The 26,311-nt window shown below is 64.3% G+C and carries 27 protein-coding genes and 3 pseudogenes; 18 read left to right on the top strand and 12 right to left on the bottom strand.

The window, feature by feature from the left end; all coding sequences use genetic code 11:
- The first annotated feature begins 11 nt into the window (after window positions 1-11).
- From G4G28_RS25190 to G4G28_RS03255, 6 genes and pseudogenes are all read left to right on the top strand, one after another.
- Entirely contained in the window at window positions 12-890 is an 879-nt protein-coding gene (locus G4G28_RS25190; protein WP_229507876.1) for a sorbosone dehydrogenase family protein, read from the top strand.
- Window positions 891-899: 9 nt separating this feature from the next.
- A complete protein-coding gene (locus G4G28_RS03275; protein ID WP_182990830.1) occupies window positions 900-1,343 on the top strand; it encodes a thioesterase family protein in 444 nt (147 codons plus the stop codon).
- A gap of 226 nt (window positions 1,344-1,569) precedes the next feature.
- Window positions 1,570-1,794 (top strand): annotated as a pseudogene (locus G4G28_RS27730) (RNA polymerase sigma factor); the annotation flags it as partial.
- A 170-nt stretch (window positions 1,795-1,964) separates the two neighbouring features.
- Complete coding sequence (locus G4G28_RS27725; protein ID WP_275944332.1) at window positions 1,965-2,180, top strand: sigma factor-like helix-turn-helix DNA-binding protein; 216 nt, start codon at window positions 1,965-1,967, stop codon at window positions 2,178-2,180.
- Window positions 2,181-2,204: 24 nt separating this feature from the next.
- Window positions 2,205-2,729 (top strand): hypothetical protein, encoded by a 525-nt coding sequence (locus G4G28_RS03260; protein WP_183108034.1) that lies wholly within the window; start codon window positions 2,205-2,207, stop codon window positions 2,727-2,729.
- A 139-nt stretch (window positions 2,730-2,868) separates the two neighbouring features.
- Window positions 2,869-4,044: a hypothetical protein gene (locus G4G28_RS03255; RefSeq protein ID WP_183108033.1), complete on the top strand. Its 1,176-nt coding sequence runs from the start codon at window positions 2,869-2,871 to the stop codon at window positions 4,042-4,044.
- Here the strand turns inward: G4G28_RS03255 and G4G28_RS03250 are convergent.
- Window positions 4,002-4,490 carry a DUF3016 domain-containing protein gene (locus tag G4G28_RS03250; protein ID WP_182990827.1) on the bottom strand — a complete coding sequence of 163 codons (489 nt, stop codon included), beginning with the start codon at window positions 4,488-4,490 and terminating at the stop codon, window positions 4,002-4,004. The genes G4G28_RS03255 and G4G28_RS03250 overlap by 43 nt on opposite strands.
- A gap of 165 nt (window positions 4,491-4,655) precedes the next feature.
- Here G4G28_RS03250 and G4G28_RS03245 point away from each other — a divergent pair, with 165 nt between their 5' ends.
- Both G4G28_RS03245 and G4G28_RS03240 read left to right on the top strand, forming a co-directional pair.
- A complete protein-coding gene (locus G4G28_RS03245) occupies window positions 4,656-5,393 on the top strand; it encodes a DNA-formamidopyrimidine glycosylase family protein (RefSeq protein WP_182990826.1) in 738 nt (245 codons plus the stop codon).
- Window positions 5,394-5,546: 153 nt separating this feature from the next.
- Window positions 5,547-7,049, top strand: coding sequence for an HD domain-containing phosphohydrolase (locus G4G28_RS03240; protein WP_182990825.1), 1,503 nt, complete (start codon window positions 5,547-5,549; stop codon window positions 7,047-7,049).
- Between the two features lie 70 nt (window positions 7,050-7,119).
- Here G4G28_RS03240 and G4G28_RS03235 read toward each other — a convergent pair whose 3' ends face one another.
- Window positions 7,120-7,590, bottom strand: a complete 471-nt coding sequence (locus G4G28_RS03235; protein WP_182990824.1) for a hypothetical protein — start codon at window positions 7,588-7,590, stop codon at window positions 7,120-7,122.
- Here G4G28_RS03235 and G4G28_RS03230 point away from each other — a divergent pair.
- Window positions 7,568-7,888 carry a hypothetical protein gene (locus G4G28_RS03230; RefSeq protein WP_182990823.1) on the top strand — a complete coding sequence of 107 codons (321 nt, stop codon included), beginning with the start codon at window positions 7,568-7,570 and terminating at the stop codon, window positions 7,886-7,888. The genes G4G28_RS03235 and G4G28_RS03230 overlap by 23 nt on opposite strands.
- Before the next feature lie 211 nt (window positions 7,889-8,099).
- On the opposite strand, the gene G4G28_RS03225 is transcribed toward G4G28_RS03230, so the two are convergent.
- The 3 genes and pseudogenes from G4G28_RS03225 to G4G28_RS27355 form a co-directional block, all read right to left on the bottom strand.
- Entirely contained in the window at window positions 8,100-10,055 is a 1,956-nt protein-coding gene (locus tag G4G28_RS03225) for a GAF domain-containing protein (RefSeq protein ID WP_182990822.1), read from the bottom strand.
- A gap of 121 nt (window positions 10,056-10,176) precedes the next feature.
- The gene (locus G4G28_RS27360; protein WP_267875268.1) at window positions 10,177-10,446 is read right to left on the bottom strand and encodes a LysR substrate-binding domain-containing protein; all 270 of its coding nucleotides are present in this window, start codon (window positions 10,444-10,446) and stop codon (window positions 10,177-10,179) included.
- A gap of 104 nt (window positions 10,447-10,550) precedes the next feature.
- Window positions 10,551-11,087 (bottom strand): annotated as a pseudogene (locus tag G4G28_RS27355) (LysR family transcriptional regulator); the annotation flags it as partial.
- A 91-nt stretch (window positions 11,088-11,178) separates the two neighbouring features.
- On the opposite strand from G4G28_RS27355, the gene G4G28_RS03215 reads away from it, so the two are divergent.
- Entirely contained in the window at window positions 11,179-12,534 is a 1,356-nt protein-coding gene (locus tag G4G28_RS03215) for a S41 family peptidase (protein ID WP_182990821.1), read from the top strand.
- A 56-nt stretch (window positions 12,535-12,590) separates the two neighbouring features.
- On the opposite strand, the gene G4G28_RS03210 is transcribed toward G4G28_RS03215, so the two are convergent.
- Both G4G28_RS03210 and G4G28_RS03205 read right to left on the bottom strand, forming a co-directional pair.
- Complete coding sequence (locus G4G28_RS03210) at window positions 12,591-13,091, bottom strand: hypothetical protein (RefSeq protein WP_182990820.1); 501 nt, start codon at window positions 13,089-13,091, stop codon at window positions 12,591-12,593.
- A gap of 127 nt (window positions 13,092-13,218) precedes the next feature.
- Window positions 13,219-13,455: a hypothetical protein gene (locus G4G28_RS03205; protein WP_182990819.1), complete on the bottom strand. Its 237-nt coding sequence runs from the start codon at window positions 13,453-13,455 to the stop codon at window positions 13,219-13,221.
- A 443-nt stretch (window positions 13,456-13,898) separates the two neighbouring features.
- On the opposite strand from G4G28_RS03205, the gene G4G28_RS03200 reads away from it, so the two are divergent.
- The gene (locus tag G4G28_RS03200) at window positions 13,899-14,075 is read left to right on the top strand and encodes a hypothetical protein (protein WP_183108032.1); all 177 of its coding nucleotides are present in this window, start codon (window positions 13,899-13,901) and stop codon (window positions 14,073-14,075) included.
- A 56-nt stretch (window positions 14,076-14,131) separates the two neighbouring features.
- Here the strand turns inward: G4G28_RS03200 and queC are convergent, their stop codons facing one another.
- Window positions 14,132-14,842: a 7-cyano-7-deazaguanine synthase QueC gene (gene queC, locus G4G28_RS03195; RefSeq protein ID WP_183108031.1), complete on the bottom strand. Its 711-nt coding sequence runs from the start codon at window positions 14,840-14,842 to the stop codon at window positions 14,132-14,134.
- A gap of 194 nt (window positions 14,843-15,036) precedes the next feature.
- On the opposite strand from queC, the gene G4G28_RS03190 reads away from it, so the two are divergent.
- The 6 genes from G4G28_RS03190 (at window position 15,037) to G4G28_RS25160 (ending at window position 21,357) form a co-directional block, all read left to right on the top strand.
- Entirely contained in the window at window positions 15,037-16,905 is a 1,869-nt protein-coding gene (locus tag G4G28_RS03190; RefSeq protein WP_183108030.1) for an autotransporter assembly complex family protein, read from the top strand.
- Complete coding sequence (locus tag G4G28_RS25180; RefSeq protein WP_229507874.1) at window positions 16,905-17,666, top strand: hypothetical protein; 762 nt, start codon at window positions 16,905-16,907, stop codon at window positions 17,664-17,666. Before G4G28_RS03190 ends, G4G28_RS25180 begins: the two co-directional genes overlap by 1 nt.
- Window positions 17,563-19,239, top strand: coding sequence for a hypothetical protein (locus tag G4G28_RS25175; protein WP_229507873.1), 1,677 nt, complete (start codon window positions 17,563-17,565; stop codon window positions 19,237-19,239). The genes G4G28_RS25180 and G4G28_RS25175 overlap by 104 nt, the downstream gene beginning before the upstream one ends.
- 72 nt (window positions 19,240-19,311) lie before the next feature.
- On the top strand, window positions 19,312-20,061 hold the full coding sequence (locus tag G4G28_RS25170; RefSeq protein ID WP_229507872.1) for a hypothetical protein: 750 nt from the start codon (window positions 19,312-19,314) through the stop codon (window positions 20,059-20,061).
- Window positions 20,062-20,194: 133 nt separating this feature from the next.
- Entirely contained in the window at window positions 20,195-20,377 is a 183-nt protein-coding gene (locus tag G4G28_RS25165; protein ID WP_229507871.1) for a hypothetical protein, read from the top strand.
- Window positions 20,368-21,357, top strand: coding sequence for a translocation/assembly module TamB domain-containing protein (locus G4G28_RS25160; RefSeq protein WP_229507870.1), 990 nt, complete (start codon window positions 20,368-20,370; stop codon window positions 21,355-21,357). Before G4G28_RS25165 ends, G4G28_RS25160 begins: the two co-directional genes overlap by 10 nt.
- Before the next feature lie 131 nt (window positions 21,358-21,488).
- Here G4G28_RS25160 and G4G28_RS03180 read toward each other — a convergent pair whose 3' ends face one another.
- Window positions 21,489-21,662 carry a hypothetical protein gene (locus G4G28_RS03180; RefSeq protein WP_182990817.1) on the bottom strand — a complete coding sequence of 58 codons (174 nt, stop codon included), beginning with the start codon at window positions 21,660-21,662 and terminating at the stop codon, window positions 21,489-21,491.
- A gap of 128 nt (window positions 21,663-21,790) precedes the next feature.
- Here G4G28_RS03180 and G4G28_RS03175 point away from each other — a divergent pair, with 128 nt between their 5' ends.
- Complete coding sequence (locus G4G28_RS03175; RefSeq protein ID WP_229425419.1) at window positions 21,791-22,303, top strand: hypothetical protein; 513 nt, start codon at window positions 21,791-21,793, stop codon at window positions 22,301-22,303.
- A gap of 244 nt (window positions 22,304-22,547) precedes the next feature.
- On the opposite strand, the pseudogene G4G28_RS03170 reads toward G4G28_RS03175, so the two are convergent.
- The 3 genes and pseudogenes from G4G28_RS03170 to G4G28_RS03165 all read right to left on the bottom strand — a co-directional run.
- Window positions 22,548-22,925: pseudogene (locus tag G4G28_RS03170) on the bottom strand (chromosome segregation protein SMC); the annotation flags it as partial.
- Window positions 22,926-23,181: 256 nt separating this feature from the next.
- Complete coding sequence (locus tag G4G28_RS24875) at window positions 23,182-23,610, bottom strand: hypothetical protein (RefSeq protein ID WP_182990816.1); 429 nt, start codon at window positions 23,608-23,610, stop codon at window positions 23,182-23,184.
- 309 nt (window positions 23,611-23,919) lie between these two features.
- Window positions 23,920-26,235, bottom strand: a complete 2,316-nt coding sequence (locus tag G4G28_RS03165) for an RHS repeat protein (RefSeq protein ID WP_182990815.1) — start codon at window positions 26,233-26,235, stop codon at window positions 23,920-23,922.
- Between the last annotated feature and the right edge of the window lie 76 nt (window positions 26,236-26,311).

Below are 26,311 nucleotides of genomic sequence, written 5' to 3'. Positions count from 1 at the left end.
GCCTGCTGTCGATGGCCTTCGACCCGGATTTCGCCCGCAACGGCTACGTCTACCTGTACTACACCGACCTCGCGCAGAACATCGTCGTCGAGCGCTATGCCAGCTCGCCGCTGCCCGACGTGGGCGATCCGACCTCGGCCCTGGCCATCCTGCGCGTGGCCCATCCGCAGTTCGACAACCACTTCGGCGGCCAGGTCGCCTTCGGGCCGGACGGCATGCTGTATGCCGGCACGGGCGATGGCGGCGGTGCCGGCGACCCCTTCGGCAATGCCCAGAACCTCGATTCGCTGCTCGGCAAGATCCTGCGCGTGGACGTGCGCAATGCCAGCGTCGCCCAGCCCTATGCCATTCCGCCCACCAACCCCTACGTCAACCAGGCCGGGCGCCGTCCCGAAATCTGGGCCAGTGGCTTGCGCAACCCATGGCGCTTCAGCTTCGACGGCGAACAGCTCTACATTGCCGACGTCGGCCAGGATACGCGCGAGGAAGTCGACATCGCCGCCGTTTCCCAGGGCGGCCTGAACTACGGCTGGGACATCATGGAAGGCAGCATCTGCTACAACGCCGCCAGCTGCGACCGCACGGGCATGACCCTGCCCGTCTTCGAATACGAACACGGCGCGAACGACGTCAACGGCTGCTCGCTCACCGGCGGCTACGTCTACCGCGGCACGGCCCTGCCCGAACTGGTCGGACGCTATTTCTATTCCGACTTCTGCCGCGGCTTCGTGAAAAGCTTCTTCGCCACCGGCGCCGGGGTCGTCGAGCAGCGCGACTGGGGCTTGAGCGCCACCCAGGTCGTCTCGTTCGGGCGCGACGGCGCGGGCGAGCTGTACGTGGTCAGTGCGGCCGGGCGCATCTTCCGCATCGCCCGCGGCAGCTCGGGGTAGAATCGCCCCATGGCCCGACTACACCTCCACTTCCCCGAAGACCAGTATTACTATTCCACGCCGCTGACGGTGCGCGTCACCGACATCAACGCCGCCAACCACCTCGGCAACGACTCGATGATCTCGATGATCTCCGAGGCGCGCGCACGCTTCCTGTTCGAGTTCGGTGTCGCCGAAACCGAGCGCGACGGCACCGGCATCATCGTCACCGACCTGGCCACCACCTACCGGGCCGAAGCCCATGCGCGCGACCAGCTGCTGTTCGAGGTCGGCGTCATGGACTTCAACAAGTACGGCGGCGACATCACCTTCCGCGTCACGCGCCCGCGCGACAAGGCCCTCGTCGCCATGGCCAAGTCCGGCTTCGTCTTCTACAACTACAAGACCAGCCAGGTCGTCGCCATGCCCGAGGAGTTCCGCACCAAGTTCGAGCGGGTGAACTGGATCGACTGAGCTGGATCGACTGAGCTGGATCGACTGAGCTGGATCGACGGCGCACCTCCCACAGGCGCCGCGGTGCCGCCGCGCTCCGTCAAGCAGACGCTGCGCGCCGCATACGGAGCCGAGGATCTCCCGGCATGCACGGCGCCAGCCGCCGGCCGCCCGCGCCAGGCCAGCCGCCCCTCCTTGCCTCCCGGCCAGCAAAATAGTTGGAACTTTCCGGGCGCTGAGTTGGAATATGGGTAAGAGACCACCCATGAACATCACGCCCTCCACTTCCGACGATGAACTGCTGCGCCGCATGCGCGCCGGCGAGGCCGCGGCCTTCGCCGCGCTGTACCGGCGCCACCGGGGACCGCTGTACCGCTTCGCGCTGCTACGCGCCAGCGCCAGCGGCACCGCCGCCGACGTGGTGCAGGAAGCCTTCATGGGCCTCCTGAACGGACGCCTCGCCTACGACCCGCTGCGCGGCTCCCTGCCCAACTTCCTGTTCGGCGTCGTGCGCCTCCTGATCCTGAAGCAGGAGGAAGGGCGCCGGCGCGAAGCCGCCCTGCCCGCCCAGGGAAACCGGCGCCGACGGCGACGCGGACGAGATCGACCTGCCCTGCGAGGGACGCCGACCCGCTCGTGCGGGTGCTCGCCAACGAGTCCGCCGAACAGACCCGCCGGGCGCTGGCGCGGCTGGCACCGCACTACCGCGACGCCCTCATCCTCTACGAACTGCACGACCTGTCCTACCTCGAGATCGCGACGATCTGCGCGGTGGATATCGGCACCGTGCGCTCGCGCCTCGCGCGCGGACGTGCGGCCCTGGCCAAGGCCCTGCGTGCCCACGCCGAGCATGCCTGAATCGACACGGATACCGATCACATCATGGACACCAGACACCCTCCCGACCACCTGCCCGACCCACTTGGCGACACCGCGGAACTCGACCTGCGCCTGGCCGGCCTGCGCGAGGCGCTCTCTGCCGTCGACACGCCGCGCTGCGTCGACAAGGAATTGATGCAGGCCTTCCAGGCCCAGTTCTCCCGCCGGCCCCGGTACCGCCGCCTCGGCGCGCTCGAGTGGATTGCCACCGCGCTCGCCGGTGGCCTGGGCGCCGCCATGCTGGCATTGCTGCTGGTGCCGCCGCGCCTGGCCGGCGATGGCTATCCGCAGGCGCCCTGCTGCGCCTGGACGACGGCGGCGCATTTGTCGCCCTCGATTCGCTCGAACGGATCGAACGCGAGCCCGCGCCGCGCCTGGTCGCGGCCGACCTGCCACGTACGGTATTGGCCACACTCGGCCTGCCGATCGATCCGGAATACGCGGGCGACAGCATCCGCGCCGAAATGCTGGTCGACGCGGCCGGCGAGCCGCTTGCCCTGCGCCTGGGCGCCTTCGAATGATCCATGACACCTGGAGCTTCTAACAAAACCGTCAGAGCAAGGCGCGGCGACGCGGACAGTACGCCTGTACGGCAAGGAGCCGCAACGCGGCTATGGCGGTTTTGTCAGGAGCTCCTGACTTTCCAATCACTACAACCGAGGACACCATGAACAAGAACCGATTGCTGCTGGCGGCCCTGCTGGCCTGCCTGTCTTCTCCTGCCTTTGCCGCCGAAGAGCTGGAGAGCCCGGAACCGCCGGCCATGGCCGGGGCCATGCGTTTCGAGAACGTCCCGCGCCTGCACCTGCGCGGCCATGGCGCGGCCGTCAAGGATGCGCCCTACAGCGCGCGGATCGTCTCCGAGCGACTGCAGCAACTGGCCGACGGTAACGGGATCGAGCAGCGCACGAGCGCTGCCAGCTATCGCGACAGCGCCGGCCGCACTCGCCACGAAGTGCGCGATGCGAAGGGGGAATTGCGCAGCGTGACGATCAAGGATCCGGTAGCGAACGCAACTTGGCTGCTGAGCCCGCAAACACGCACGGCGAGAAAACTTCCCTCGGGGCCGGATGTCGCCCGCATTGCCGAGGCGGCGCGGGCGCGAGTCGAGCAATTGCGCAAGGAGGGCCGCCTGCCGGCCCTCGAGCGCGGCGGCGAAGGCCGCACCGTGGTCCGGATCGAGCGCGAGGGTGGCGAGCCCGGACGTGCCGGGCAAGGCAGGGAGGCGCGCGAAGGCATGCGTGAAACCGTGCGCGTGATCCGCCTGCCGCGCGAACTCGGCGCCGAGCTGCGCGGCCTCGGTCCGCAGCTCGGCCAGCTGGGCCCGCTGATCGCCGGCGCCGCGGCAGACGGCAAATGGGCAAGCAAGGCCGTCAGCCGCGACCTCGGCACGCGCGACTTCGACGGCGTCAAGGCCGAGGGCAAGCTGCGCAGCTACGAAATTCCGGCCGGCGAAGTCGGCAACCGCAATCCGATTATCGTCGCCGACGAAAGCTGGTATGCGCCCGACTTGCAGCTGACGGTGTATGCCAAGCACAGCGACCCGCGCAGCGGCGACTATGTCTACCGCACGGAAGGTCTCAAGCGTGGCGAACCGGACCCGGCGCTGTTCACGGTGCCGGCCGACTACCAGGTGAAGGACAGGTGCCGGCGCCCGGCCGCGGTCAGGGCGCGAGCCCGGCAAGCGTGGCGAGTAAAAACCGGGGAGCAGGCCCGGGCGGGCCACCGCCGCGGGTGCAATAAAAAACCGCAAGCACGGCGGCGCCGGCTTGCGGTTTGTGGGGCGTGCCGGGGCTGCGTTCAGCGCCGTGCGGCCTGCTCGCGCGGCACGATCGTCGAGTAGAACCATTCGTCGATCATGCGTTTCTCGAATCGGAGCGAGCCGCTTTCGTTGGCGCGGGTGAAGCGGTCCATGAAGGTCATGTCGCGCAACTGTGCATCGCCGCTGCGCAATACCTTGCCATCCTGCTCGATGGTGTAGCGCAGGTCGATGCGCGGCCAGTCGATCTGCTTCACGATGCGCAAGTCGCGCGGCCCGCGTCCCGGATACTCGCGGCCGGCAAGGTCGACGTCGATCACGTCGATCTTCAGGTTCTGTCCGGCCGGCAGCTGGGCACCGAGCCTGGTGAAGTGGTTCGTCAGGTCTTTCAGGGTGGCCTCGCGCTCCCAATTCGTGAACGGCAGGTCCGTGAAGTTATCAGGCTCCACGTAATTGACAGTCACGTCGGCCGAGGCGGCGCCGGCGGCCAGCGCCAGCAGGCTTGTTACGGCCAGGTGTCGAATCTTCATGGCGATTCCTTTCGCTATCTTGTTTAGCTTCTCATGCAACCACTCAATATACCTTGCTTCGAGGCGCCATGCGGTAGCCTCCATGTAAATCCTGTTTCAGTCTGTTAGTCCTCGCACAGCCGGCCCTGCCTGAGTTGGGCAAGAATGGGGACAAGGAGGCTCACCGTGCCAGAAGGACCATCGCTCGTCATCTTGCGGGAAGACACCGCCCGTTTCGTCGGCCAGGAAATCGTCGAGGCCGGCGGCAACACGACCGCCATCGACCCGGGGCGCCTGGTCGGCCAGACGCTCGTCTCGCTGCGCACCTGGGGCAAGCACTTCCTGATTGTCTTGCCGAACATGGTCGTGCGCATCCATTTCCTGCTGTTCGGCACCTACCGCGTGAACGAGCGCCGTGACAAACCGCCGCGCCTCTTCCTACGTATGGCCGATGGCGGAGAAATCAATTTCTATGCGTGTTCGGTACGCGAAATCGAGGGCGAGCTCGACAGCCTGTACGACTGGCAGGCCGATGTCATGTCCGAGGCCTGGAACCCGCGCCGCGCCCTCAAGAAGCTGCGCGCCAGGCCCGACCTGCTGGCCTGCGATGCCCTGCTCGACCAGGACATCTTTTCCGGCGTCGGCAACATCATCAAGAACGAAGTGCTGTTCCGCATTCGCGTGCATCCGGCGTCGACGGTCGGCGCCCTGCCCGCGCCCAAGCTGCGCGCCCTGGTCGAGCAGGCGCGCCAGTACAGTTTCGAATTCCTGGCCTGGAAAAAAGAATATGTACTGAAACAGCACTGGCTGGCCCATGCCAAAAAAATCTGCCCGCGCTGCAATATTCCCTTCCACAAGGCCCACCTCGGCCGCACCAACCGGCGCAGCTTTTTCTGCGAACGCTGCCAGAAACGCTATACCTGACTCATCCGCCCCACATTCCTTGACAGTTGCACCAGGACTTCATCTATTGCTTGTTGTTAATGCCGTAGACCCATACTACAATCGATTCATCCTGCATGTTCGTGCAGAAACTCCTGTTCGTTCGTCTCGATTGATTACGGTATCGGAACCGCCATGTCCTTTCTGTCCCCTGCCGCGCCCAAGCTCGCTCCCTGGAAGGTCTTGCTCGTCGACGACGAACCGGATATCCACGACATCACCAAGCTGACGCTGAACCGCTTCCGCCTCGATGGCCGTGCGCTGACCTTCCTGCACGCCCACAGCGGCGCCGAGGCGAAGGAAGTGCTGGCGCGCGAGAGCGATATCGCGCTGGTGTTCCTCGACGTGGTGATGGAGCGCGAGGACAGCGGCCTGGAAGTGGCGCGCTGGATGCGCCAGGAACTGGACAATCAATTTACCCGCATCGTGCTGCGCACCGGCCAGCCGGGCCAGGCGCCGGAAGAACGCGTGATCGTCGACTACGACATCAACGACTACAAGGAAAAGACCGAGCTCGATCGCACCAAGCTGTTCACGACCACCTTCGCCGCGCTGCGTGCCTACCGCGACATCATGAAGGTCGAGGAAGCACGCCGCGTGCAGCAGAACTACCGCGAGGGCCTGGAACGGGTACTGGCCGCTTCTTCGCACATCTTCAAGCAGCGCAGCCTGAAGGATTTCGCCAGCGGCCTGCTGCAGCAGGTGGTGGCGCTGCTGCGCCTGGAGCAGAGCATGCTGCTGCGCCTGAAGGGCGCGAGCATGATCAGCGGCGAGAGCCAGTACGAGGTGCTGGCCAAGATCGGCGACTTCGGCGACGACATCGACCCGGCCCTGGTGGCCCAGCTCGACGACGCGCGCCACAACCGCATCTCGAAACTGCACGGCGACACCTATGTCGGCTACTTCCCGAACAGCAGCGGCAAGGCGTCGCTGCTCGTGCTGCAGGGCGTCGAGGAAATCTCGGAGATCGACTCGCAATTGCTGGAAGTGTTCTGCTCGGGCGTGGCGATCGCTTTCGACAACATCCTGCTGAACCAGGAAATCACCGATACCCAGGCCGAACTGATCCTGCGCCTGGGCGACGTGGTCGAATCGCGTTCGCAGGAAGCCGGCAACCACGTGCGCCGCATGGCGCAAGTCTGCCACCTGCTGGCGCAAGCTTCGGGCATGCCGGAGGATGAAACCGCGACCCTGATGCACGCCGCGCCCATGCACGACATCGGCAAGATCGCCACGCCCGACGCCGTGCTGCTCAAGCCCGGCCGCTTGAGCCCGGACGAATGGGAAGTCATGCAGCAGCACCCCACCGTCGGCCTGCAGATCCTCGACGGCTCGACGCGCCCCATCCTGAAGGCCGCCGCCGTCATCGCCCACCAGCACCACGAAAAATACGACGGCAGCGGCTACCCGCAAGGCCTGAAGGGCGAAGCGATCCACCCGTACGCCCGCATCGTCGCGGTGGCCGACGTGTTCGATGCCCTCTGCCACGAGCGCTGCTACAAGTCCGCCTGGCCGGTGCCACAGGTGACCGACTACCTGCGCGAAGTCGCCGGCCAGCACCTCGACCCGTATTACGTCGACCTGCTGATCCAGAACATCGACAAGGCGGTGGAAATCAACCGGCAGTGGCCGGATTGAACCTGGCCGCTTCCCCGCCGTGAATGAACGCCGCGGGTGGCAAGCCTGGCACCCTTCATGCGGCCGGCGCTCAACGTAGGGTAGGCGGCTCCACCCGTCCGTTCAATCGTCCCGCTACGTCACTGCCGCCTACGCGTTCAAGCAGCGACGGCACAGCCGCATCCTGGCGGTTCCACCCTCGTCCAGCACGCCCGCGGAACAGAACAAATGTTGCCGCAATTATATGTTTATTGTTTACCACAAGTAGCAAAAAAATATCTCCGAAGTGTTGCAGGATAGGTAACATCACGTCCTTCTTCAACTTACCTCGGAGCTGATACATGTTCAAATCCATCGTGCGCGCTGTTGCTGGTCCCGTTGCCGCTACCCTCCTTTTGGCAAGCTCGGCCACTGCATCGGCACAGGTGTTGCAGCCAACCTTCGCCATCGAAGGCGTTTTGCAAGAAACCGTGGGGTTTTCTTCACGTTGTCCGGCGAATTTCGGCGGCACCATCGCCGGCCACGGCGACAGCAAGCGGATGTACGGCAAGGTCGTCTTCATCGCCACCGACTGCATCACGCCACAGGGACCACTGTTCAACTTCAGCGATGGCAAATTCATCGTCATGGACACCTCGGGCGACCAGCTCTTCGCCACCTATAGCGGCCAGTTCGTCCCGACCGGCGAAGGCACCAAGTTCGTCTTCTCCGGCGCGACTTTCCGTATCACCGGCGGCACCGGCAAATACCGCAATGCCCTGGGCGGCGGTACCCTGAGCGGCGGCGAAGACATGGCCACGGGCGCCGGCACGATCAAGCTGCAGGGCAATCTTGCCTTCAGCCCGAAAACGGCCTTTTGATCGCTCGCGCCGCCGCGTGCGGCGCACGGTGGACGGCGCGCAAGCATGAACGCTCGCAGTATCGTGGCTGTCCAGGCGTTCGACTCCTTTGCCTGGTCGCGTCCATGCATGCACCGTTTGAACGCGTGGACGGCGCCGGCGGTGCGTTGATGCACCGTTCGCGTGGAAGCCGTCCGCCCTGCCGTCGACCCCGTCTTTCAGGCGTTCCGCGTCACACTGGCGCCTTTTCCGCCCGCCGGCTGCGCGGAAAGCTCAGGTCGTAGCGCAGGCCCTGCCCCGGCGCGCTTTCCACTTTCACGGTCCCGCCCAGGGCTCCCGTCACCAGGTTGTACAGGATGTGCGCGCCAAGCCCGCTGCCGCCGCTGCCGCGCTTGGTGGTGAAGAAGGGGTCGAACAGCTTATCGAGCGTTTCCTTGTCCATGCCGGCGCCATCGTCCGCGTAGGACATGGCCACCTGCTCGCCCTCCACCGCTACCCGGATCGCGATATGGCCGGGCTGGTCGCGTTCGAAGCCGTGGATGAGGGAGTTGATCACCATGTTGGTCACGATCTGCGACACCGCGCCCGGGTAGCTTTCCATCGCCACGTCCGGCGGGCAGTCGACTTCCACCTTCACCGGGCGCCCTTTCAATCGCGGCTGCAGCGACAGCAGCACTTCGTTGAGGTAGGCGCGCAGGTTGAAACTGCGGATGTCGCCCGAGGACTGGTCCACCGCCACCTGCTTGAAGCTGCGCACCAGGCTGGCCGCGCGCTGGGTGTTGGTGGTCATGATGCGCAGCGACTGGTCGACGATGTCGAAGAAGGATGCCAGGCTCTCCTGCGTCATCTCGCCCGCGGCCAGCTCGGCGCGCGTCAGCCGCAGTTCCTCGACGAGGTGGCTGGTGGCGGTGACGCAGATGCCGAGCGGGGTGTTGATTTCATGGGCGACGCCGGCCACCAGTTCGCCCAGGGAAGCCAGCTTTTCCTGGCGCACCAGTTCGCCTTGCGCTTCGCGCAGCTGCTGCAGGGCCGTGTTCAGCGCCGCGTTCTGCTCTTCCAGCAGTTCCTTGGTCTTGCGCATGCTGCGGTCGGCCTGCATGCGCGCGATCGCCACGGCGACGTGGCTGGCAACGAAGGCCAGCAGGTCGAGGTCGGCCTTGGTGTACACCACCGCCGGGTCATAGCTCTGCACGATCAGGACGCCATACGGCTGGTCGTGCACCAGCATCGGTACGCCCATCCAGCTGGCGATATCGACATTGCCGAGCGGCTCCTTGACCAGCCCGCTCGCCACCAGGCGCGTGAAGCTGCCGGCATCGTGCAGCTGGGCCTGGCGTGAGGCGAGCACGTAGGAACACATCGCCTTGCCATAGGGGAAACGCTTGACCGGAGGCTCGGCATCGTGCTGGTCGACGAAATACGGGATGCTGATTTCCTGGGTGTCCGGGTGATACAGGCCGATCAGAAAATTTTTCGCCACCATCAGTTCGCCGATGATGCGGTGCAGGCTGGCCGTCAGCACGTCGGTGGACACGGCACTGGCCGACAGGTTGGCGATCTGGTACAGCGCATGCTGGATCTGCTCGGCGCGGCGGCGCTCGGCCACTTCATGGGCCAGGCGCGCAGTGCGTTCCTGCACGGCGCGCTCGAGCCGGTCCATGCTCTGCAGGCTCTGCAGGGCAACCGACACATGGTTGGCAATCACCGCGAACAGGGCCTGGTCTTCCTCGCTGTAGGTGTGCTGCGGGGTATAGCTCTGGATCACCATCGCGCCCAGCGATTGCTGCTGCTGGTCCAGCAGCGGACAACCCATCCAGTGTTCGGCGTTGCTGCCCGCGCCGAACACCCCTTGCGCTTCGCGCGCTTCGAAGTCGGCGGCCGTCATCACCAGACGCTGCCGGTTCAGGATCACCCAGGACGTCGGCGACTCTTCCGGAGAAGCCAGGCGCACCGTCTGGTCCATCGCCAGCGCGTCCAGTGCATCGCGTTCATCGACGAAATACACGAAGCGCACGGTCCCTTCCTCGCGGTCGGACAGGGCAACATAGAAATTGGCCGAATACATGATGCGGCCGAGCGCGCGGTGTACGGCGCGCAGAAACACGCTGATGTCGCTGCAACTGGTCGACAGCTGCCCGATTTCGAGCAGCATCGATTGCACCGCTTCCAGGCGGGCGAGACGGTCCATGGATTTCCCTGACAATTAATTCCAGGTGGAAATATTAGCAGCAGATCGTCGCTGCATACAGCTTCCTGGAGGCCCGAACAGAGCAAGACAGCAGAAACGCAACGCCGGCTAGACCAGGGGCCTATTCCTCCCAGGGCAGCGTGCCGATTTCCTGCTTCAGCAGGGCGAGGAAGCGCTCGGTACGGGCCGAGCGGCGGCCGCCGTGGGCGCCGAGCAGCGCGACGATATCCGCATCCGGCAGCGCATGGTCGGGCAGGACCTGCACCAGTTTCCCCTGGCGCAGTTCGTGCGCGACATCCCAGCCCGAGCGCTGGATGATGCCGTAGCCGCCCAGCGCCCAGCCCTTGATGACGCGCCCGTCGTTGCTCGACAGCGCAGGCTGGATGCGCACCGCCTCGTAGCCCGTACCGCCCGGCGCACGCAGGCGCCACAGGCCCAGTGCTCGGCGTTTTCGCGCAGCATCAGGCAGCGGTGGTGGCGGAGATCGTCGGTCGTGCGCGGCGTGCCATGGCGTTCGAGGTAGGTTGGTGCCGCGCACAGCAGGCGCCGGTTCTTCGCCAGCACGTGACGTTGCAGGGTCGAGTCGCGCAGTTCGCCGATGTGCAGCACGATGTCCCAGCCGTCGCCGGTTGCCAGGTTGGGGCGGTCGGACAGCTCGAGCTCGACCGACAGCAAGGGATGATCGGCCTGGAAGCGGGCGGCCAGCGGCGCCACATAGGCATTGCCGAAGCCCAGCGGCGCCAGGATGCGCAGGCAACCGACCATGTCGTTCTTGCGGTCGCCCAGCGCATTCGCCAGCGCGTCCATTTCGTCGAGGATCAGCCGGGCGCGCGCCGCCAGCAGCTGGCCTTCGTCGGTCAGGCTGGTGCGCCGGCCGAAACGGTCGAGCAGGCGCAGGCCGAGCCTGGCTTCCAGCCCCTGCAGCCGCTGGGTTACCGATGGTGGTGTCACGTGCAGCAGGCGCGCGGTGGCCGCCAGCGTCGGCTGGCTCGCCACGGCACAAAAGAAACGCAGGTCATCGCTATTGAGCATATGGTCCAGCCTTAATCAAGCAGTCGGTTGAGGTAAACCCCTACCCAAATAGCGGACTATACAATAGGCGTTTTCACAACACGAGCGTTCGATGCGACTGCCTTTTCCCCTCCTGATTGCCGGCCTGCTGGCCAGCGCCGCCGTCCATGCGGCCGAGCCGGAGTTCACCGTGGAGCAACTCCAGCAGGACGTGGCGTTCATCCGCAAAACGATAGACGAGATCCACCCGCAGCCCGAGTCGTCGATCCCGCGCGAACAATTGGACGCGGTGCTGGACACCGCACGGCGGGACTTGTCCGTACCGATGGGCCGCGACGAAGCCTGGCGTGTACTGGCCCGGCTCAATCCCCCCTTCGCCGATGCCCACTTTGCCGTGGTGCAGCCGGAGTGGCGCACCCAGGCCGAAGCGTTCCTGGCCTCGGGCGGCGCCTTCTTCCCCTTCGAGGTGCGGGTGACGCCGGAAGGCAAGCTGTTCGTCCGTTCCGAACTGGGCGGCAAAAGCAGCGCGCTGGCGGGACGACGGATCGAGCGCATCAATGGCGTGCCCGTGGCGCAGCTTGCGCCGAAGCTGCTGCAACTGGCGCATGGCGACACGCCGCAATTCCGGGCCGAGCTGATGTCGCGGCGCTGGTGGTTCTTCTACTGGAAGCACCACGGCGCGCCGGCCCGCTTTACCCTGTCGATCGACGGCAAACCGCTGACCCTCGCAGCAAGCCGGGCACGGCCCGAAGCTGTCGTCGGCACGCGCGCCGCGGACTTCGACCAGGTCTTCCGTTTCGAGCTGCTGGGCAAGCGTGCCGCCCTGCTGACCATCAACCAGTTCCTGTGGCCGGATCCGGAAAAGTTCCATGCCTTTACCGCCGCGGCGTTTGCGCGCATGCGTGAAGCGGGCACGACGACCCTGCTGATCGATGTGCGCGAGAACGGCGGTGGCGACGACGAACTGTGGAAACGGGGCATCTTGCCGTATATCGCCACCACGCCCTACCGCCACACCTCGGCCTATATAAAGAAGGTGTTGCCGGGCCGGGGCAGCGAGACGGAACGCGAGGGCGACATCGTCCAGGCGAACTACGACAAGTGGGAGCAGCCCGAGCCGGGCAATCCGCTGCGCTTCGGCGGCCGGGTCTATGTGCTGGTGGGCGGCATGACCTACTCGTCAGCGGTGCTGTTCAGTAACGTCATGCAGGATTTCGGGTTCGGCAAGCTCGTCGGCACCGGCGGCTATGCACGCGCGCGCCAGAGCGGCGGCCTGCAGAGCCGCACCCTGCCCCATACCGGACTGGAACTGCTGGTGCCGCGCATGGTGCTCGACCGGCCGGCGGGCGCGGCGGGCGCGGTCATGGTGCAGCCGGACATTGTCCTGGCCGACGATCCGTACAACCGGCACGCGCTGGTCGAGGCCTTGTTGCGGCGTGAAGGCGAGCCGCCAGCGCAGGCACGTTGATCGTTGTAAATATTCGCAGGGCCGGGGTATGGCAGCCCGGCCCCGCGTGATAGAACTCAGCGCGGCGCGCGGAACTCGTTCTCGATCCAGGCGTAGGCCGAAGCCGGCGTCAGCTTGAAGCTGGCGGCCACGCGCACCCGTGCCACCTGCTCGCCCATCTCGTCGATGGCGGCAAGCATGGCATACGGGTCGTCGTCGTCGGGCACGATGTCGAGCGTGACTTTCAGCTCGCCCTGCTCGGTCGACACCACCGTGCTCTTGTGCAGCATCGCGTGCAGGTGCTGCTCGTGGCGGCGGATCACCTCGGACGCCGTCTTGACCAGCGTATGGAAGGCGTTCACGTCCAGCGGCTTCGGGTTTTTCTTGTCGCGCCCCATGGTCCAGGGGCCGACCAGGGCCGGTTCCGGCTCGCCGTCCTTGTACATGGCCACGGCCCAGCCTTCGTCGTCCTCGTTCTTGATCACGCGCGCGGTCCAGCCGTTGGCTTGCCACAGGCGCGCTTCCTGGACCAGGGCGTCTTCGCCACCGTTTTCCAGGCTATTTTCTTCGTCGTTCATCGCTCACTGCTTCCATCTGCAGGGCTTTCGCCCAAAGCACAGATCATAGTGCAAATGGAGAGGCCAATGGGATATCAGACACACAAGATTCACAAATTTGGAGCGTGGAAACCTGCGCCGCGGGCCGCTACGGGCCGGCAGCGCGGAGGCGCATGCCAGGCAGACCTGGCCGCCGTACCGGAGGCGGCAAGGGCGTGCGCAAGGGGTCGATACTGGACTGGCGCGGCGCCTCGCGATTGAACGGATTGATGATGATCGGCGGGATGGTGGGCGGTGCCGATGGCGGTCCCTTCGGCCCGCCGCCTGCCCGCATCTGGTGGCAGCCGGATCGCTGCAGTTTCATCATTGAGCTGACGTCATGCATGGGGTCCCTCCTCCAACAGAGCAGGCTGTCAGTATAGGCGCCGAGCCGCGCATTGCAAGGTCGGCAATGCATGAGCAAGGGGCCGCATTCATCGGCGCCTGCTGCGCTCCGGCCCGTCCAAAACACCATCCGTCGCAGTCCGCTGGCACGGCCTGCGCCTCGTCCCTAAAGTGAATGCATTCCAGCCCAATTCGAGGACCCTGCCATGAAAAAGATCCTTCCCTACCTGATCCTGCTGCTGTGCGCCCTGCTGCTGTGGGACATGCTGTTTACCTTCGGCGACGCCAGCTTCCACATCGACGGCGAAGAGTTCGATGGGCCGCTCGGCGCCATGCTTGGCATCCTGCTCGCAAGCGGGGGCACGCTGATCGGGGTACTGGTGGCGGTCGTGGTCGCCGTCGTGCTGGCGGTGGTGTTCGCCGGCGTCGGCATCGCGGTGCTGGGTGCCCTGTGCATCGCCGGCATCGCGGTGGTGGCGGCCATCGTGCCCCTTCCTGCTGCCGCTGCTGTTGCCGCTGGCGCTGATCCTTTACCTGGCAAGCCGCTCGCGCAAGCGCCAGGCGATGAGCCAGCCCGTGAGCCACGCCGTCAGCGAACCGGTGAGCCACCCGACGGCCTGAGGCAAGTCATCCGGCGGCGCCGATCCCGATCGCGCCGCCGCCCGCAGCACTTCAGATCAGGCAGCTTTTTCCGCCGCAAACTGTTCGTAACCCCGTGCCCGCAGCGCGCAGGCCGGGCAGGTACCGCAACCATAGCCCCAGTCGTGGCGAGCGCCGCGCTCGCCCAGGTAGCAGGTGTGGGTGTCGAAACGCACCAGGTCGACGAGGGCCTGGCCGCCGGCCTCTTCCGCCAGCTGCCAGGTCTGCTTCTTGTCGATCCACATCAGCGGCGTTTCGACCTTCAGGCGCGTGGCCATGCCCAGGTTCAGCGCCACCTGCAGGGCCTTCATGGTGTCGTCGCGACAATCCGGATAGCCGGAAAAATCGGTCTCGCACATGCCGCCCACCAGGACGGTCAAGCCGCGGCGGTAGGCCACGGTGGCCGCCACCGTCATGAACAGCAGGTTGCGGCCGGGAACGAACGTGTTTGGCAAGCCATTCGCCTGCATTTCGATGGCGACATTGCTCGTCAACGCAGTGTCGGAAATGCGGGAAATCAGCGACAGGTCGACCAGGTGGTCTTCGCCCAGGCGCGCATTCCACTCGGGCGACAGCGCGCGCATCTTCTCCAGCACGGTCGGGCGCACGTCCAGCTCGATGGCATGGCGCTGGCCATAGTCGAAGCCGATCGTTTCCACGCGTGCATAACGCTGCAGGGCCCAGGCCAGGCAGGTGGTCGAATCTTGTCCGCCGCTGAAGAGGACGAGGGCGGTATCGGGAGCGTGCATGGGGGTCATCCGGTAGTCAGTCGCGACGGTGATCGCGAAAGTTGCATTAACAGTTAAGCGTTCGCCATCATTTTTGCAATTCCGTTAAGATGCGCTCAGCATTGATACTGACACTGAGACGGAGAGACATGGTCCTCGCGACACCCCACCGGAGCGCACAGGCGCCAGGGAAACCACGGATTTTGGCACAATTCATGCTGTCCGTGTACCTCGCGTTGGCCGCGCCGGCCGGGTTCGCGCAGGGCATCGACTACAACGTGCGCATCGATGCGCCCGGCCGCCTCGACAATCTGCTGGAAGACAATCTCGAGCTGCTGCGCTGGCGCGGCAACCCGCGCGTCGACCTCGACCAGTTGCAACGCCTGGTCAAGTCCGCCCCCGAGGAAGCGAAGACGCTGCTCGAAACCGAAGGCTATTACTCCCCGCAGATCACCGCCACGCTCGACACGAGCGGCGGCACCCCGGTGGCACGCGTCAATGTCGACCCGGGCCAGCCCACCGTCGTCTCCGACCTCGACCTGGTGCTGCAGGGTTTCGTGCCGTTCGAGGAAGGCGGCGCCCCGTATGATGCCGGCGCCCTGCGCAACCGTTGGTCGCTGCCGGTCGGCGCGCGCTTTCGCATGGGCGACTGGGAAGCGGCCAAGCGCGACCTGCTGCGCGAAGTGATGCAGTCGCGCTTTCCGCGTGCCCAGCTGGTCGAACACAGCGCCACTGTCGACCCGGATGCGCGCCAGGCCTCGCTGCGCGTGGTCATCGACAGCGGCCCTGAAATGCGCTTCGGCGAACTGCGCATCCGCGGCCTGAAACGCTACCCGGCCACCGTCATCACCAACCTCAACAAGATCAAGCCGGGCGACCTCTACAGCGAAGCGGCGCTGCAGGCGCTGCAGGGGCGCCTGCAGGAAACCGGCTACTTCTCCAGCGTCGAAGTGAGCGCCGACATGCGCGCCGTGCTCAACGCCGAGATCAAGGAAATCAAGGAAGACCAGGACGGCGATGCGCCCGCCGCGCCCGCGCCCGTGCAGGCGGCGCGCGACGATGCGGCCGCAAGCAATACAGCGCCCGGCCAGGCCGTCACCGGCGTCAAACCGCCGAGCCCTGGCCCCACCATGCTGCCGGTGCTGGTGCGCGTGGTCGAGAACAAGCAGAAGAACGTCGAAATCGGTGTCGGCTTCTCGACCAATACCGGCGGGCGTGCTTCCGTCAGCTATGACGACCTGAACGTGTTCGGCAAGCGCATGAAGAGCGACCTGGTCTACGAGCAGAAGCGCCAGAACGCGCGTGTCGACTTTTATTGGCCGACGACGCCGGACGGCTACAACGACAGCGTCGGCGGCGGCATCGAACGCACTGACCTGCGCGGCGAACTGCTGACCGTGGCCACCGTTGCCGCTCGCCGCGCCTGGGGCACGCCGGAACTGGAACGCAGCCTGACGCTCGAGGCGCTGCTGGAACAGCGCGAAGTCGAGGGCCTCGACACCACCCGCAGCAAGAGCGTTCCGCTGACCTACAACGTCACCCGCCGCAAGCTCGACGACCTGGTGCAGCCGACGCGCGGCTATGCCCTCAACTGGCAGGTCAGCGTGGCGCCGCTGCCGCTGTTCACCGACGAGAAATTCATCCGCGGCTATACCCGCGGCATCTACTACCGCCCGGTCGGCACCAGCGGCACCCTGATCCTGCGCGGCGAGGCCGGTGCCGTGCTCTCGCGGGAAAAGCTGGGCGTGCCGAGCACCCTGCTGTTCCGCGCCGGCGGCGACCAGTCCGTGCGCGGCTACGGCTACCAGCAGCTGGGCGTGCGCGAGGGCGAAGCCATCGTCGGCGGGCGCTACCTGCTCACCGGCGGCGCCGAATACCAGTACTGGTTCCGTCCACCATGGGGCGTGGCCTTCTTTGTCGACGCCGGTAACGCCGCCGACAAGTTCAAGGAACTGAAACCCGAAGTCGGCTACGGCGTCGGTGCGCGCTGGCGCAGCCCGGTCGGTCCGATCAATGTCGACATCGCCTACGGCCAGGCGGTACGCAAGGCGCGCCTGCACTTCTCACTTGGATTCACGTTCTGATGGACGACCACACTCCCCCTACTCCCGCCACGCCGGCGCCGACGCCGGCGAAAAAACCGCGGCGCTGGTCGCGCCGGGTCGCCATCGGCCTGGTCGCGACCGGTTTCGTCATCGGCGGCGCCGCCTGGTACCTGGGCCGCGAGACGACCCTGCAAATGATCGCCGAACGCGTCGCCCGTTCCACCGGCGGCAAACTGACATTGAGCGGCGTGCGCGGCTCGCTGTATGGGGCCATGCACATCGACCGCATCGTCTGGCGTACCGACGAACAGCTGGCGATTGCGACCAACATCGATTTGAAATGGTCTCCACGCCAGCTGCTCTCGAAAGGCATAGCGATCAACAGCCTGCATGCGGCCGACCTGCGCATGGAGACGCTGAAGGAAACCGACGAGAAGACCAAGATGCCGGCCTCGCTGGCTTCTCCCTTCCCGATCTCGCTCGACGACGCGCGCCTGGCCAAGGCGACGTTCGTGAGCAAGGGCGCGGCCACTGAAATCACCAACGTGCGCATGCGCCTGCACGGCGACAAGCTGCAATGGCAGCTGCGCGACGCCGCCGCCACCACGCCCAGGGGGGCAGCTTGCGGCCAACGGCAATATCGCCGCCGCCCGTCCGTTCAAGCTGGACGCCACGGCGAGCCTGTCGCAGGCCAAGGTGGGACCAGGCGCCACGCCGGCGCAACTGAAACTGCGTGCCGGCGGCGACCTGAATCTCACCACGCTCGATGCGACCGGCAACGCCGGCCGCGCGGGCGGTGAAGCGCGCCTGACGCTGTCGCCCTTCGCCGATATCCCCTTGCGCACGATGAACCTGAATGCGCGCAATATCGACCCCGGCTTCTTCAATCCCGCGCTGCCCACCGCCGACCTGACGCTGACGGTGGCCGCAAAGCTCGACGACGCGCGCGCCATTTCCGGCAGCGTCAACCTGGTCAACGACGGCCCGGCCGGCACCATCGACCAGCAGCGCCTGCCGCTGCGCGCCTTCCGCGGCCAGCTCGGCGGCAACCTCGATGCCATGCGCCTTGCCGACGTGCTGATCGACTTCGGTGACGCGGGGCGCTTCACAGGCAGCGGCAGCGTCCAGCGCGGCAAGGACGAAGAAGGCCTGGGTGCCGCCAACTTCGCGCTGCACACCGACCGCTTCGACTTGAAGGGCATCCACGGCAGCATGAAGCCGACGAAAATCGCCGGCGACATCGCGGTAGCGAACGTGGGCAAGGTGCAGACGCTCGATGTCAAGCTGGTCGAAACAGGCCTGGTCGGTAGCGGCCTGCGCTTGAGCGCACACGCGAAACTCGAAAACAATGTCGTCGACGTGCCGGAAGCACGCCTCAGCGCCGGCAACGGCAGCATCGCCTTGAGCGGCAGCGCCAAGCTCCTCGACGACAAAGCCTTCAAGGTGACCGCCAACGCCAGCCGCTTCAACCCGGCGGCACTGGGCGACTACCCGCAGGCCGACATCAATGCCCTGGTCAATGCGAAGGGCGTGCTGGCGCCGGCATGGAAGGTCAACACCGATTTCACCCTGCGACCGAGCCGCCTGTTCGACCAGCCGCTGTCGGGCCGCGGCAAGCTGGCCGCCGATGCGAAGCACGTCAGTGGCGTCGACGCCGACCTGGCCTTGGGCCAGAACACGGTGAATCTGAAAGGCAGCTTCGGCGCGCCTGGCGAAAGCCTGGCCTGGCACGTGGACGGCCGCAATCTCGCCGCCCTGCGCAGCGATCTGTATGGCGCGCTGCTGACCAATGGCGTCGTCACCGGCACGATGGCCAATCCACGCACCACTTTTGTGGCCGACGCGAATGGCCTCGGCTGGGTGGCGGCACAACGCAAGGCCAATACCAGCAACCTGCACGTGAGCGGCGAAGCCTGGCTGGCCGGAGGCGAAGGTGCGCGCTTTGTCGAAGGCAAGGCGGGCGGCACCATGGCACGCTTCAATCCCGCCGCCTTTGGTAGCCCGATCCCCGGCAGCATCAATGGCCGTTTCGATGCCAGCGGCCGCTCGGGCGCCGACTGGCACGGCGCGCTCGACCTGGCCGTGCAGGACTCGACGCTGGCGAAATCCCCTTCTGGGGCCGCGCGCGCCTGGCGGCCGACCGCCGTCACGTGTCCGGCGCCGATGTCGACCTGCACGTGGGTGCGAACGTGGTGGCCGCGAACGGCAGTTTCGGCGCCGGCGGCGACCGCCTGGATTGGCGCATCGACGCGCCCCAGCTGGCCGCACTCGGCCCCGACTACGCGGGCGTGCTGCGCGGCGCCGGCCGCGTCGAAGGCACGATGGACACGCCTTCGCTGGCGGCCAACCTGGAAGGCCAGAACCTGCGCCTGATGGGCAAGCATTCGCTGCGCACGCTGCGCGCGAACGTCAACCTCGGTTCCGCCGCGGCGGCGGCGCGACCCATTGAACAGCGATATCCAGATCACGGAATTCGCCAGCGGCGAGACCCGCGTGGCGGCCGCCAGCCTGCAGACCACCGGCACCCGCGCTTCGCATACCCTGCGCGCAGCAGGCCGCGGCGACGACTACGACGCCCTGGTCGAGGTGCGTGGCGGCTGGAGCGGCAATGCCGGGCCGGCACCCTGGCCGCCCTGCAGAACAAGGGGCCGTTTCGCGCTGACGCTGGCGCAGCCGGTGCCCTTGAGGATCGGCGTGGCGCCGGGATCCGGCGTGGCCGGCCTGGCGAAGCCGGAATCGGTGGCCTTCAACGGCGCGCTGATCCGCCTGCCGGCCGGCACCGTGCGCATCGAATCGCTGACCAAAACCGGGCCGCGCTGGAACAGCCGCGGCGCCGCGGCCGGCGTACCGCTGAACTACCTGGCGCAGTTCTCGCCGAGCCTGCGCGAGAACGTGCGCGGCAACCTGACCCTCGGCGCCGACTGGTCGCTGGACCTGCGCACGGCCAGCGCCACCGGCGGCACACCTGCCCTCGCCGGCGGCGTGCACGTCTTCCGCGAAGCGGGCGACGCCAGCGTCGGCGTCGATTCACCGGTGCCGCTGGGCCTGCGCACGTTCGATGCGCGCGCCGATGTGCAGGGCAGTTCGCTGCGCACCCAGCTGACGCTGGACGGCGCTCGCACCGGCACGGCAAAGGTGGACGGCACCGTGCAAATGATCGGCGGCGCGTCAACCGCGACAGTCCGCTGCGCATGACGGCGAACGCCGACATGGCCTCGATCGGCTGGCTGGCGCCGTTTGCCGGACAGCGCGACCTGGAACTGGACGGCAACCTGAAGCTGACCTGACGGGCGCCGGCACCATTGGCACGCCTTCGCTGAACGGTACGGTGTCCAGCGACGCGCTGGCCGTGCGCTGGCCCGAGCAGGGTGTACGCCTGCGCAACGGCCAGCTGCGCGCCCAGCTGACGGGCGACCGCCTGGTGCTGCAGCGGCACCGGAAGGCAATACCGGCAATGCCACGGCCGACGGCTCGATCCGCTTCGGCGCGGGCGACCCGGCCATGCAGCTGAACCTGGTGGCGAATCAGCTGGAAGCGCTGTCGCGGCCGGACCGCACCGTGGTGCTGACGGGGAATGCGGCACTGGTGCGCGATGCGACCCGGTTCTCGCTCGAAGGCCGCTTCAAGGCCGACCGTGCGCTGATCGAATTCGCGCCCCGGGGCCGCCCGACCATGTCCGACGACGTCATCGTCCTCGGCCGCGGCAAGCCGGCGCCGCCGCAAAAACAGGAAGCCGAAGTGCCCTTGAGCGTGAACCTGGCGGCCGACCCGGGCGACAACTTCCACCTGCGCGGCCTCGGTATCGACGCCATGCTCGAGGGCAGCGCCCGCGTGCGCATGACCGGGGGCGGGGCGCCCCGCGTGAACGGCAGCATCCGCGTGGCCAGCGGCAACTACGCGGCCTATGGCCAGAAGCTGGCGATCGAACGCGGCGTGATTACGTTCAACGGTCCCTACGACAACCCGACACTCGACGTGCTGGCCGTGCGCAAGCAGCCCGAGGGCGAGCAGCTGAGCGAGACCAACGTCGAGGCCGGCGTGCAGGTGCGCGGCACGGCGCGCTCGCCGCAGGCGCGCCTGGTCTCCACGCCGAACGTACCCGACAGCGAAAAACTGTCCTGGCTGGTGCTGGGGCACGGCATGGAAGGCACGAGCGGCAACGAGAAGGATGTGCTGAGCGCCGCCGCGGGTGCCCTGCTCGGCGGCAAGGGCGGCACCGGCGGCATCCAGTCGAAGCTGGCCAATGCGCTGGGCGTGGACGAACTCGGCGTGGGCCAGGGCCGCAATGGCGAGGCCGAGGGGCTGGCGAATACGGTGGTGACCGTGGGCAAGCGGATTTCCTCGCGCGCCTACATCAGCTTCGAACAGGGCGCGACCACGGCATCGAGCCTGGTGCGCCTGCGCTATAAACTGACGCCGAAGTTCACGCTGCAGTTCCAGACGGGGACGAATACGGCGCTGGACGTGCTGTATGCCTGGGCTTTTGATTGAAGCTAGCCCCACGGGACCTCGAGAAACCGTAGCGAGCGGAAGGAGTGCTGTCAGAGAAGCGCAGCTGTACGGCGGTACAGCGAGCATCGCAGGACAGCAATCCGACGCGCAGTAGGTTTATCGAGGTTCCCTCAGCTCGGTTTGGGATCCGGCACTGGATCTTCGTTTTGCGGAGTATGGATGGGCGTGTGATGCGGATGCGGCGCATCGAAGGGCTCGGGCACGGGTTCCTCGATCGGCACGGGGTCGGGGGCGCGGTGCAGGCGCAGCGGTGCCGAACTAACTGCGGGGCTTGCTGAGATCATCTTCAGGTCTCCTGATTCGGTGAAGTGAACACCTTAGCATGAGCGCCTTGGTCTCGACGCCCGCATCGCGCGCCCATCCGGCAGTCGATTACAATGCCGCTTCAGCTCAACCCAGGTACCCGATTCACATGGACATTTCCACCCTCGCCCTGCTCCTCCTGACGCCGATTCTCGTCTGGCGCGTCTACACGCGCCTGAAGACGCAGATGTCACGCCAGCGTTCGATCGTCTCGCGCCATTACACGGGCGTGCTGGTGTTCGCGGCGATGATCCTGGTGTCGCTGTCGAAAGTGCTGACGCTGCCCTACGAGCTGGGCGCGCTGGCCGCCGGCACCGCACTGGGCGTGTTCTGGGGTGTCTTCGCGCTGCGCCGCACCGTGTTCGAGGACACCGAAGGCGGTTACTTCTTCACCCCGCCGATGCGCCTGGGGATCCTGATGGCGATGATCCTGGTCGCGCGCGTGCTCTACATTTTCTTTGGCGTCTACGCCAACCGCGGCAGCGGCGCACCTGCACCGGGCTTTACCGACAGCCCGCTGACCATGCTGTGCGTGGGGCTGACGGGGGCGTATTTCCTGAGCTATTCGATTGGTCTGCTGCTATGGCGCAGGAAGATGCGCCAGGAAATCGACCGGGTGTGATCTTGTAGGGTGGGCGGGTTTCCCGCCCACGCGTTCAAATCACGCGTGAACTGCCTGCTCGCTCGCACGCGTAGGGTGGGCGCCCCGTGCCCACGCGGTGCAACGCTTCCCGATCGCGCAAGCGTGTCGACGCGCATACGCCATACCGCGTGGGCACAGGGCGCCCACCCTACGGATCGACGTTTCATCCGACAGGTACAAGGAACACCGCCAGCAAAAAAGGGACCCGCGGGTCCCTTTCGCTTTACGCGGCTTTCGCCTCTTCCTTCCGCCTCTGCAGCACGAAAATCGGCTGCGCCCACTGCGTGTCCTTCTTCTTCTTGCTCGTGATGAGCGTCAGTTCCGAAGGATCGTAGACGTCGGTGTTGTGCGTCAGCGGCGTCGTCATCAGGTACTGGGCGTCGGTATTTTTCAGGAACTCGCCGACCAGCTGGATATTGCGGATGTCCAGGTGGGCAAACGGTTCGTCGATGAAGACGAAGCCGCCGGAGCCCTCTTCCGACTTCAGCAAGCCAATCAGGAGCACCAGCGACTTCATCACCTGCTGGCCGCCGGAGGCTTCGCCGTCGTTCATGCCGATCTGGTCCTTGCCGTCGAACTTGAAATGCACGTGCAGGCCGGTAGCGCGTTGAACTACTGTGTCCCGACACTATACCAAGCGAGAGATTCGCCTTCGCAGCCAGTTAATCAGGATCGACCGAAAATCAAGACGAATGACTAGTTCGTCTTCAGTCAATGAACCTCTTCGCACATATTTTAAAGCAAGCCATTAATAGCATTGCCAGAGCTAACCATATTAAGAACAGAATCACGAAATATGCATCACTTGGACACGGAATATTATTAAAATCGTAGTACTCGCTAGAAGTTGTATAACTTTAGTGCTCGAAGTCGTCGCGAATATGTGCTTCAAACTGGGGACCAACCGGAGTTTCTGCCCTCCGAATTGAATATGTATAATTTCCTTTTCCTAATGGTTTTTCTCCATAATGGTCATCTGGCATCCACTCGAACTTTTTGTTAGCTACCTCTAATCGCAAGTGCGCATATGGATAAGCGTTAGTTAATGGCTTATATTCGCTTATTTGCTTATTCGACAAATAACCAAATGATACGTCATTTAGAATAATATTGTTTATTGGCACGCCAGTGTCATTTGACACCCTTACCATTGAAGTTTCGGGGTCCATTCGAACATGAGGCCGGACAAAGATAAGAACAAGCATGACCGCAGCGAGCACCGTCAAGCTTACGGCGCCAAAGACGGTTAGAGAACTTCGAAAGCAACGTTCATTTTCAGTATTCATTTATTTCTATTTTTTAGCTTCAACACTTCAGTAAATCTGCTACTGAGCGAGTCGCAAATTTCCAATTGCTCCGTCAGGTTAGCAGGTATATTTCTGCTGTCAGCCGAAGTCGATTTTTAGGCGCTCAGCCTACGGAATAAGTTGCTAAGACGGAAATTTTTTGCTTGTTGAACTAGGCCATGCGCACGCCCGGCCACTATTCAGGCATTGCCTACTCCTCTACGTTGGCAAGGATGCGAACTCAGCATTCGGCAACACATATGCGCGCCATTATCGCCCGAACGATTGAAGGCCAACATAAAAGCGACATTATTTTTTGCATTTGCAGAGTTTGTCTCGTAAAGCCTTAAAGTCCTTCCAACTTCTCTCCAAGTTGGCTCTTGCGTAAGGGTAAATAGTTTCGTGACCAGCATCCGGCCATGTAAAATGCCCAGCCTCGTGATAATAGTTTTCTAACACTCTGGCTTGCATGGCCAGATCGAGCGGTTCAAGAAATTTTATAGTCATATGTATATAGCCATCGTAATGTGGCTGCCTACCTATAATTTGCGCTTCCCCCCACCAGCCGCCCCCAGCGTAGTCTGCTTTTGGCGGACCGGCGCCGACATTCAAATTTGGAAGATACCGCTTTGCTGTTACCCTGGCAGCATCAATATCACATTGCTCCAGTCCTAATGGATCAATTCTACTTACGGGATTTCCGCCAACATAACCATAGGTGTTGATCCCGCCGCGCAAACCAATAGGGTCACTTTCGACATACCGCCCCGTCTGCGGATCATAATCCCTGTAATAGTTGTAGAACAGATTTGTGTTCTTGTCGAAGTACTGCCCAGGCATGCGCAGGTTCATCGTAAACACACCGAGGCCAGCCGGATTGTCGTTCGGTGGTAGCAAGCCAAACGGGTCGGTGCTGTCCCAGCGCCACGCTACCTTCCCATCCGGCGAACGCGTGATAAAGCGCGGCGTGTTTAAGTGGTCGACATACAAATAGTACATGTTCATTGCATGCACCTGATTCGGAGCGGTGCTCGTGACCACCTGCTCAAGGACCCCGACTGGCATGTCACCCAGATAGATGAATTCCTTGCTCGCCTTCCCAGTTGAGCTGTTGTACTCGCCGATGATATGGCCAGCTTCGTCGTACATGAGCAATCCTGCTGCATTGGCTTGCGTACCGGCCACCTGTCTGACGCGCTGTCCCATTCCGTTGTAGAGATACGAAGTCTTGACCGCACCGATGGTGGCACTGCTCATTCGACCACGGGCGCTATAAGCGTAGACAATGGTTCCATCGTTGGTCAGGTTTCCCGCCAGATCATGGGTATTGGTCTTGGCGGGCGTGGGACCTGTGGTGGCTTCGAGACGATTACTGCTAGCAGCAATCGTGTTCGTGTAGCCGGTCCCTCCGAACGTGGCAGCGGTTCGGTTGCCGTTCGCGTCGTAGGAAAACGATTGGGTCGCGCCGTTTCCGATGAAGCTCGTCAGGCGGTCGAGATCGTCATATTCGAAGCGCTGGTTGAGCACCGCTGCATTGGTGCCCTCCCCGGTGCTCACATGCGTATAGGCTTTGATACGGCTTGCTGCGTCCCACTCCACCGTGCGCATAACACCAGTCGAAGCGGGGTTACCGAGGTTGTAGCGTATTACACGCCCGTCGAGGTCGAACGCACGGCTGTAACCACTTGGACTGGCGTCCGTGCTGTTACCCCATTTCCAAGCCTGGACAGGACCGTGCGCCGCGTACTCGACGTTCGTAAGCAGGGCGTACTCCACGCTCAGGTTGGTACCTGTGCCATTCGTGTTCACCGGGTTCACTGTGATCATGCTCACGCGGCCGGCGTCGTCGTAGCGGTAGTTCACTCGATTGCCGCTCGGGTAGGTCATCGCGGTGAGCTTGCCGGTCGATGTGCCCTCCGTACCGTAGGCATATGACACTACCTGCGCCAGCGATTTGCCTCCCCCTGTTACCGTTTGGGTCTTGCTCGCCACTTGGCCCAAATCGGTATAGGAGTAAACGGTGAAACCCGACTCGTCGGTGATCTTCGTGAGTTTGCCGACCGTATTGGGTGCTCCGCCGGTGCCTCCGTCATATTCGAAAACGGTCGCGGTACCGGTTCCATAGCTCTCACTCTTGATCCGCCCCAAAGCGTCGTATTGATAAATCGTTATCTCACCCCGAGCATCCTTGGATGTAGCTACTGCGCCAGCCAGATCGAAGGTACGCGTGGTCCCGCCTGTATCCGGGCTGGAGAGACTGACTGCATTACCCAGGCCGTCGTGACCATACTTTGTCACCAAAGCACGTGGATCGCTTACCGTAACTGGCTGATCGAGCAAATCAAACGTGTAGTCTACTGCCGGCCTTGTTGCGGTAGCCACTGGTGCTGGCTGCAACTGCTGTTTGATCCGTCCAAGCGTGTCAAAGCTCAGATTTGTAACTCTGCCTAATGGGTCAGTTATCTGTTTGACATTCCCGTTCGCGTCGTACAGGTAGCTGTAGCTCGTATTCTGCGTTGCCTGCGCATAGGCCGCTGAACTGTTGAGCGAAGCAAACAAAGGCGAATACGCCGTAACTAGCGTCATCACGGCCGCGACCGTGCGTTTTGCAGGCGAATGCTTCACAGGGCACCGCCAGTCTGACCCAGTGCATTCCTGATAACGGTATGGTTAGCCAGCCTGCCATAGCTATGGAAGAAAA

The organism is Massilia sp. Dwa41.01b, assembly GCF_014171775.1.
Classification (GTDB): domain Bacteria; phylum Pseudomonadota; class Gammaproteobacteria; order Burkholderiales; family Burkholderiaceae_D; genus Telluria.
Note: the sequence above shows the minus strand (reverse complement) of the source record. Positions and strands in the feature narration are given on the sequence as shown.

Bases quoted from the DNA above. Each gene is read 5' to 3' on its own strand.
- G4G28_RS25160 (WP_229507870.1), top strand. From the start codon at position 20,368: ATGCAGCTGAACCTGGTGGCGAATCAGCTGGAAGCGCTGTCGCGGCCG.
- G4G28_RS25180 (WP_229507874.1), top strand. From the start codon at position 16,905: ATGGACGACCACACTCCCCCTACTCCCGCCACGCCGGCGCCGACGCCG.
- G4G28_RS03205 (WP_182990819.1), bottom strand. From the start codon at position 13,455: ATGCATGACGTCAGCTCAATGATGAAACTGCAGCGATCCGGCTGCCAC.
- G4G28_RS03230 (WP_182990823.1), top strand. From the start codon at position 7,568: ATGTACGGCAAGGTCGTCTTCATCGCCACCGACTGCATCACGCCACAG.
- G4G28_RS03235 (WP_182990824.1), bottom strand. From the start codon at position 7,590: ATGAAGACGACCTTGCCGTACATCCGCTTGCTGTCGCCGTGGCCGGCG.
- G4G28_RS03190 (WP_183108030.1), top strand. From the start codon at position 15,037: ATGCTGTCCGTGTACCTCGCGTTGGCCGCGCCGGCCGGGTTCGCGCAG.
- G4G28_RS03225 (WP_182990822.1), bottom strand. From the start codon at position 10,055: ATGGACCGTCTCGCCCGCCTGGAAGCGGTGCAATCGATGCTGCTCGAA.
- G4G28_RS03250 (WP_182990827.1), bottom strand. From the start codon at position 4,490: ATGAAGATTCGACACCTGGCCGTAACAAGCCTGCTGGCGCTGGCCGCC.
- G4G28_RS03240 (WP_182990825.1), top strand. From the start codon at position 5,547: ATGTCCTTTCTGTCCCCTGCCGCGCCCAAGCTCGCTCCCTGGAAGGTC.
- G4G28_RS03275 (WP_182990830.1), top strand. From the start codon at position 900: ATGGCCCGACTACACCTCCACTTCCCCGAAGACCAGTATTACTATTCC.
- queC (WP_183108031.1), bottom strand. From the start codon at position 14,842: ATGCACGCTCCCGATACCGCCCTCGTCCTCTTCAGCGGCGGACAAGAT.
- G4G28_RS03210 (WP_182990820.1), bottom strand. From the start codon at position 13,091: ATGAACGACGAAGAAAATAGCCTGGAAAACGGTGGCGAAGACGCCCTG.
- G4G28_RS03255 (WP_183108033.1), top strand. From the start codon at position 2,869: ATGAACAAGAACCGATTGCTGCTGGCGGCCCTGCTGGCCTGCCTGTCT.
- G4G28_RS24875 (WP_182990816.1), bottom strand. From the start codon at position 23,610: ATGAATACTGAAAATGAACGTTGCTTTCGAAGTTCTCTAACCGTCTTT.
- G4G28_RS03260 (WP_183108034.1), top strand. From the start codon at position 2,205: ATGGACACCAGACACCCTCCCGACCACCTGCCCGACCCACTTGGCGAC.
- G4G28_RS03215 (WP_182990821.1), top strand. From the start codon at position 11,179: ATGCGACTGCCTTTTCCCCTCCTGATTGCCGGCCTGCTGGCCAGCGCC.
- G4G28_RS03180 (WP_182990817.1), bottom strand. From the start codon at position 21,662: ATGATCTCAGCAAGCCCCGCAGTTAGTTCGGCACCGCTGCGCCTGCAC.
- G4G28_RS25190 (WP_229507876.1), top strand. From the start codon at position 12: ATGGCCTTCGACCCGGATTTCGCCCGCAACGGCTACGTCTACCTGTAC.
- G4G28_RS03175 (WP_229425419.1), top strand. From the start codon at position 21,791: ATGGACATTTCCACCCTCGCCCTGCTCCTCCTGACGCCGATTCTCGTC.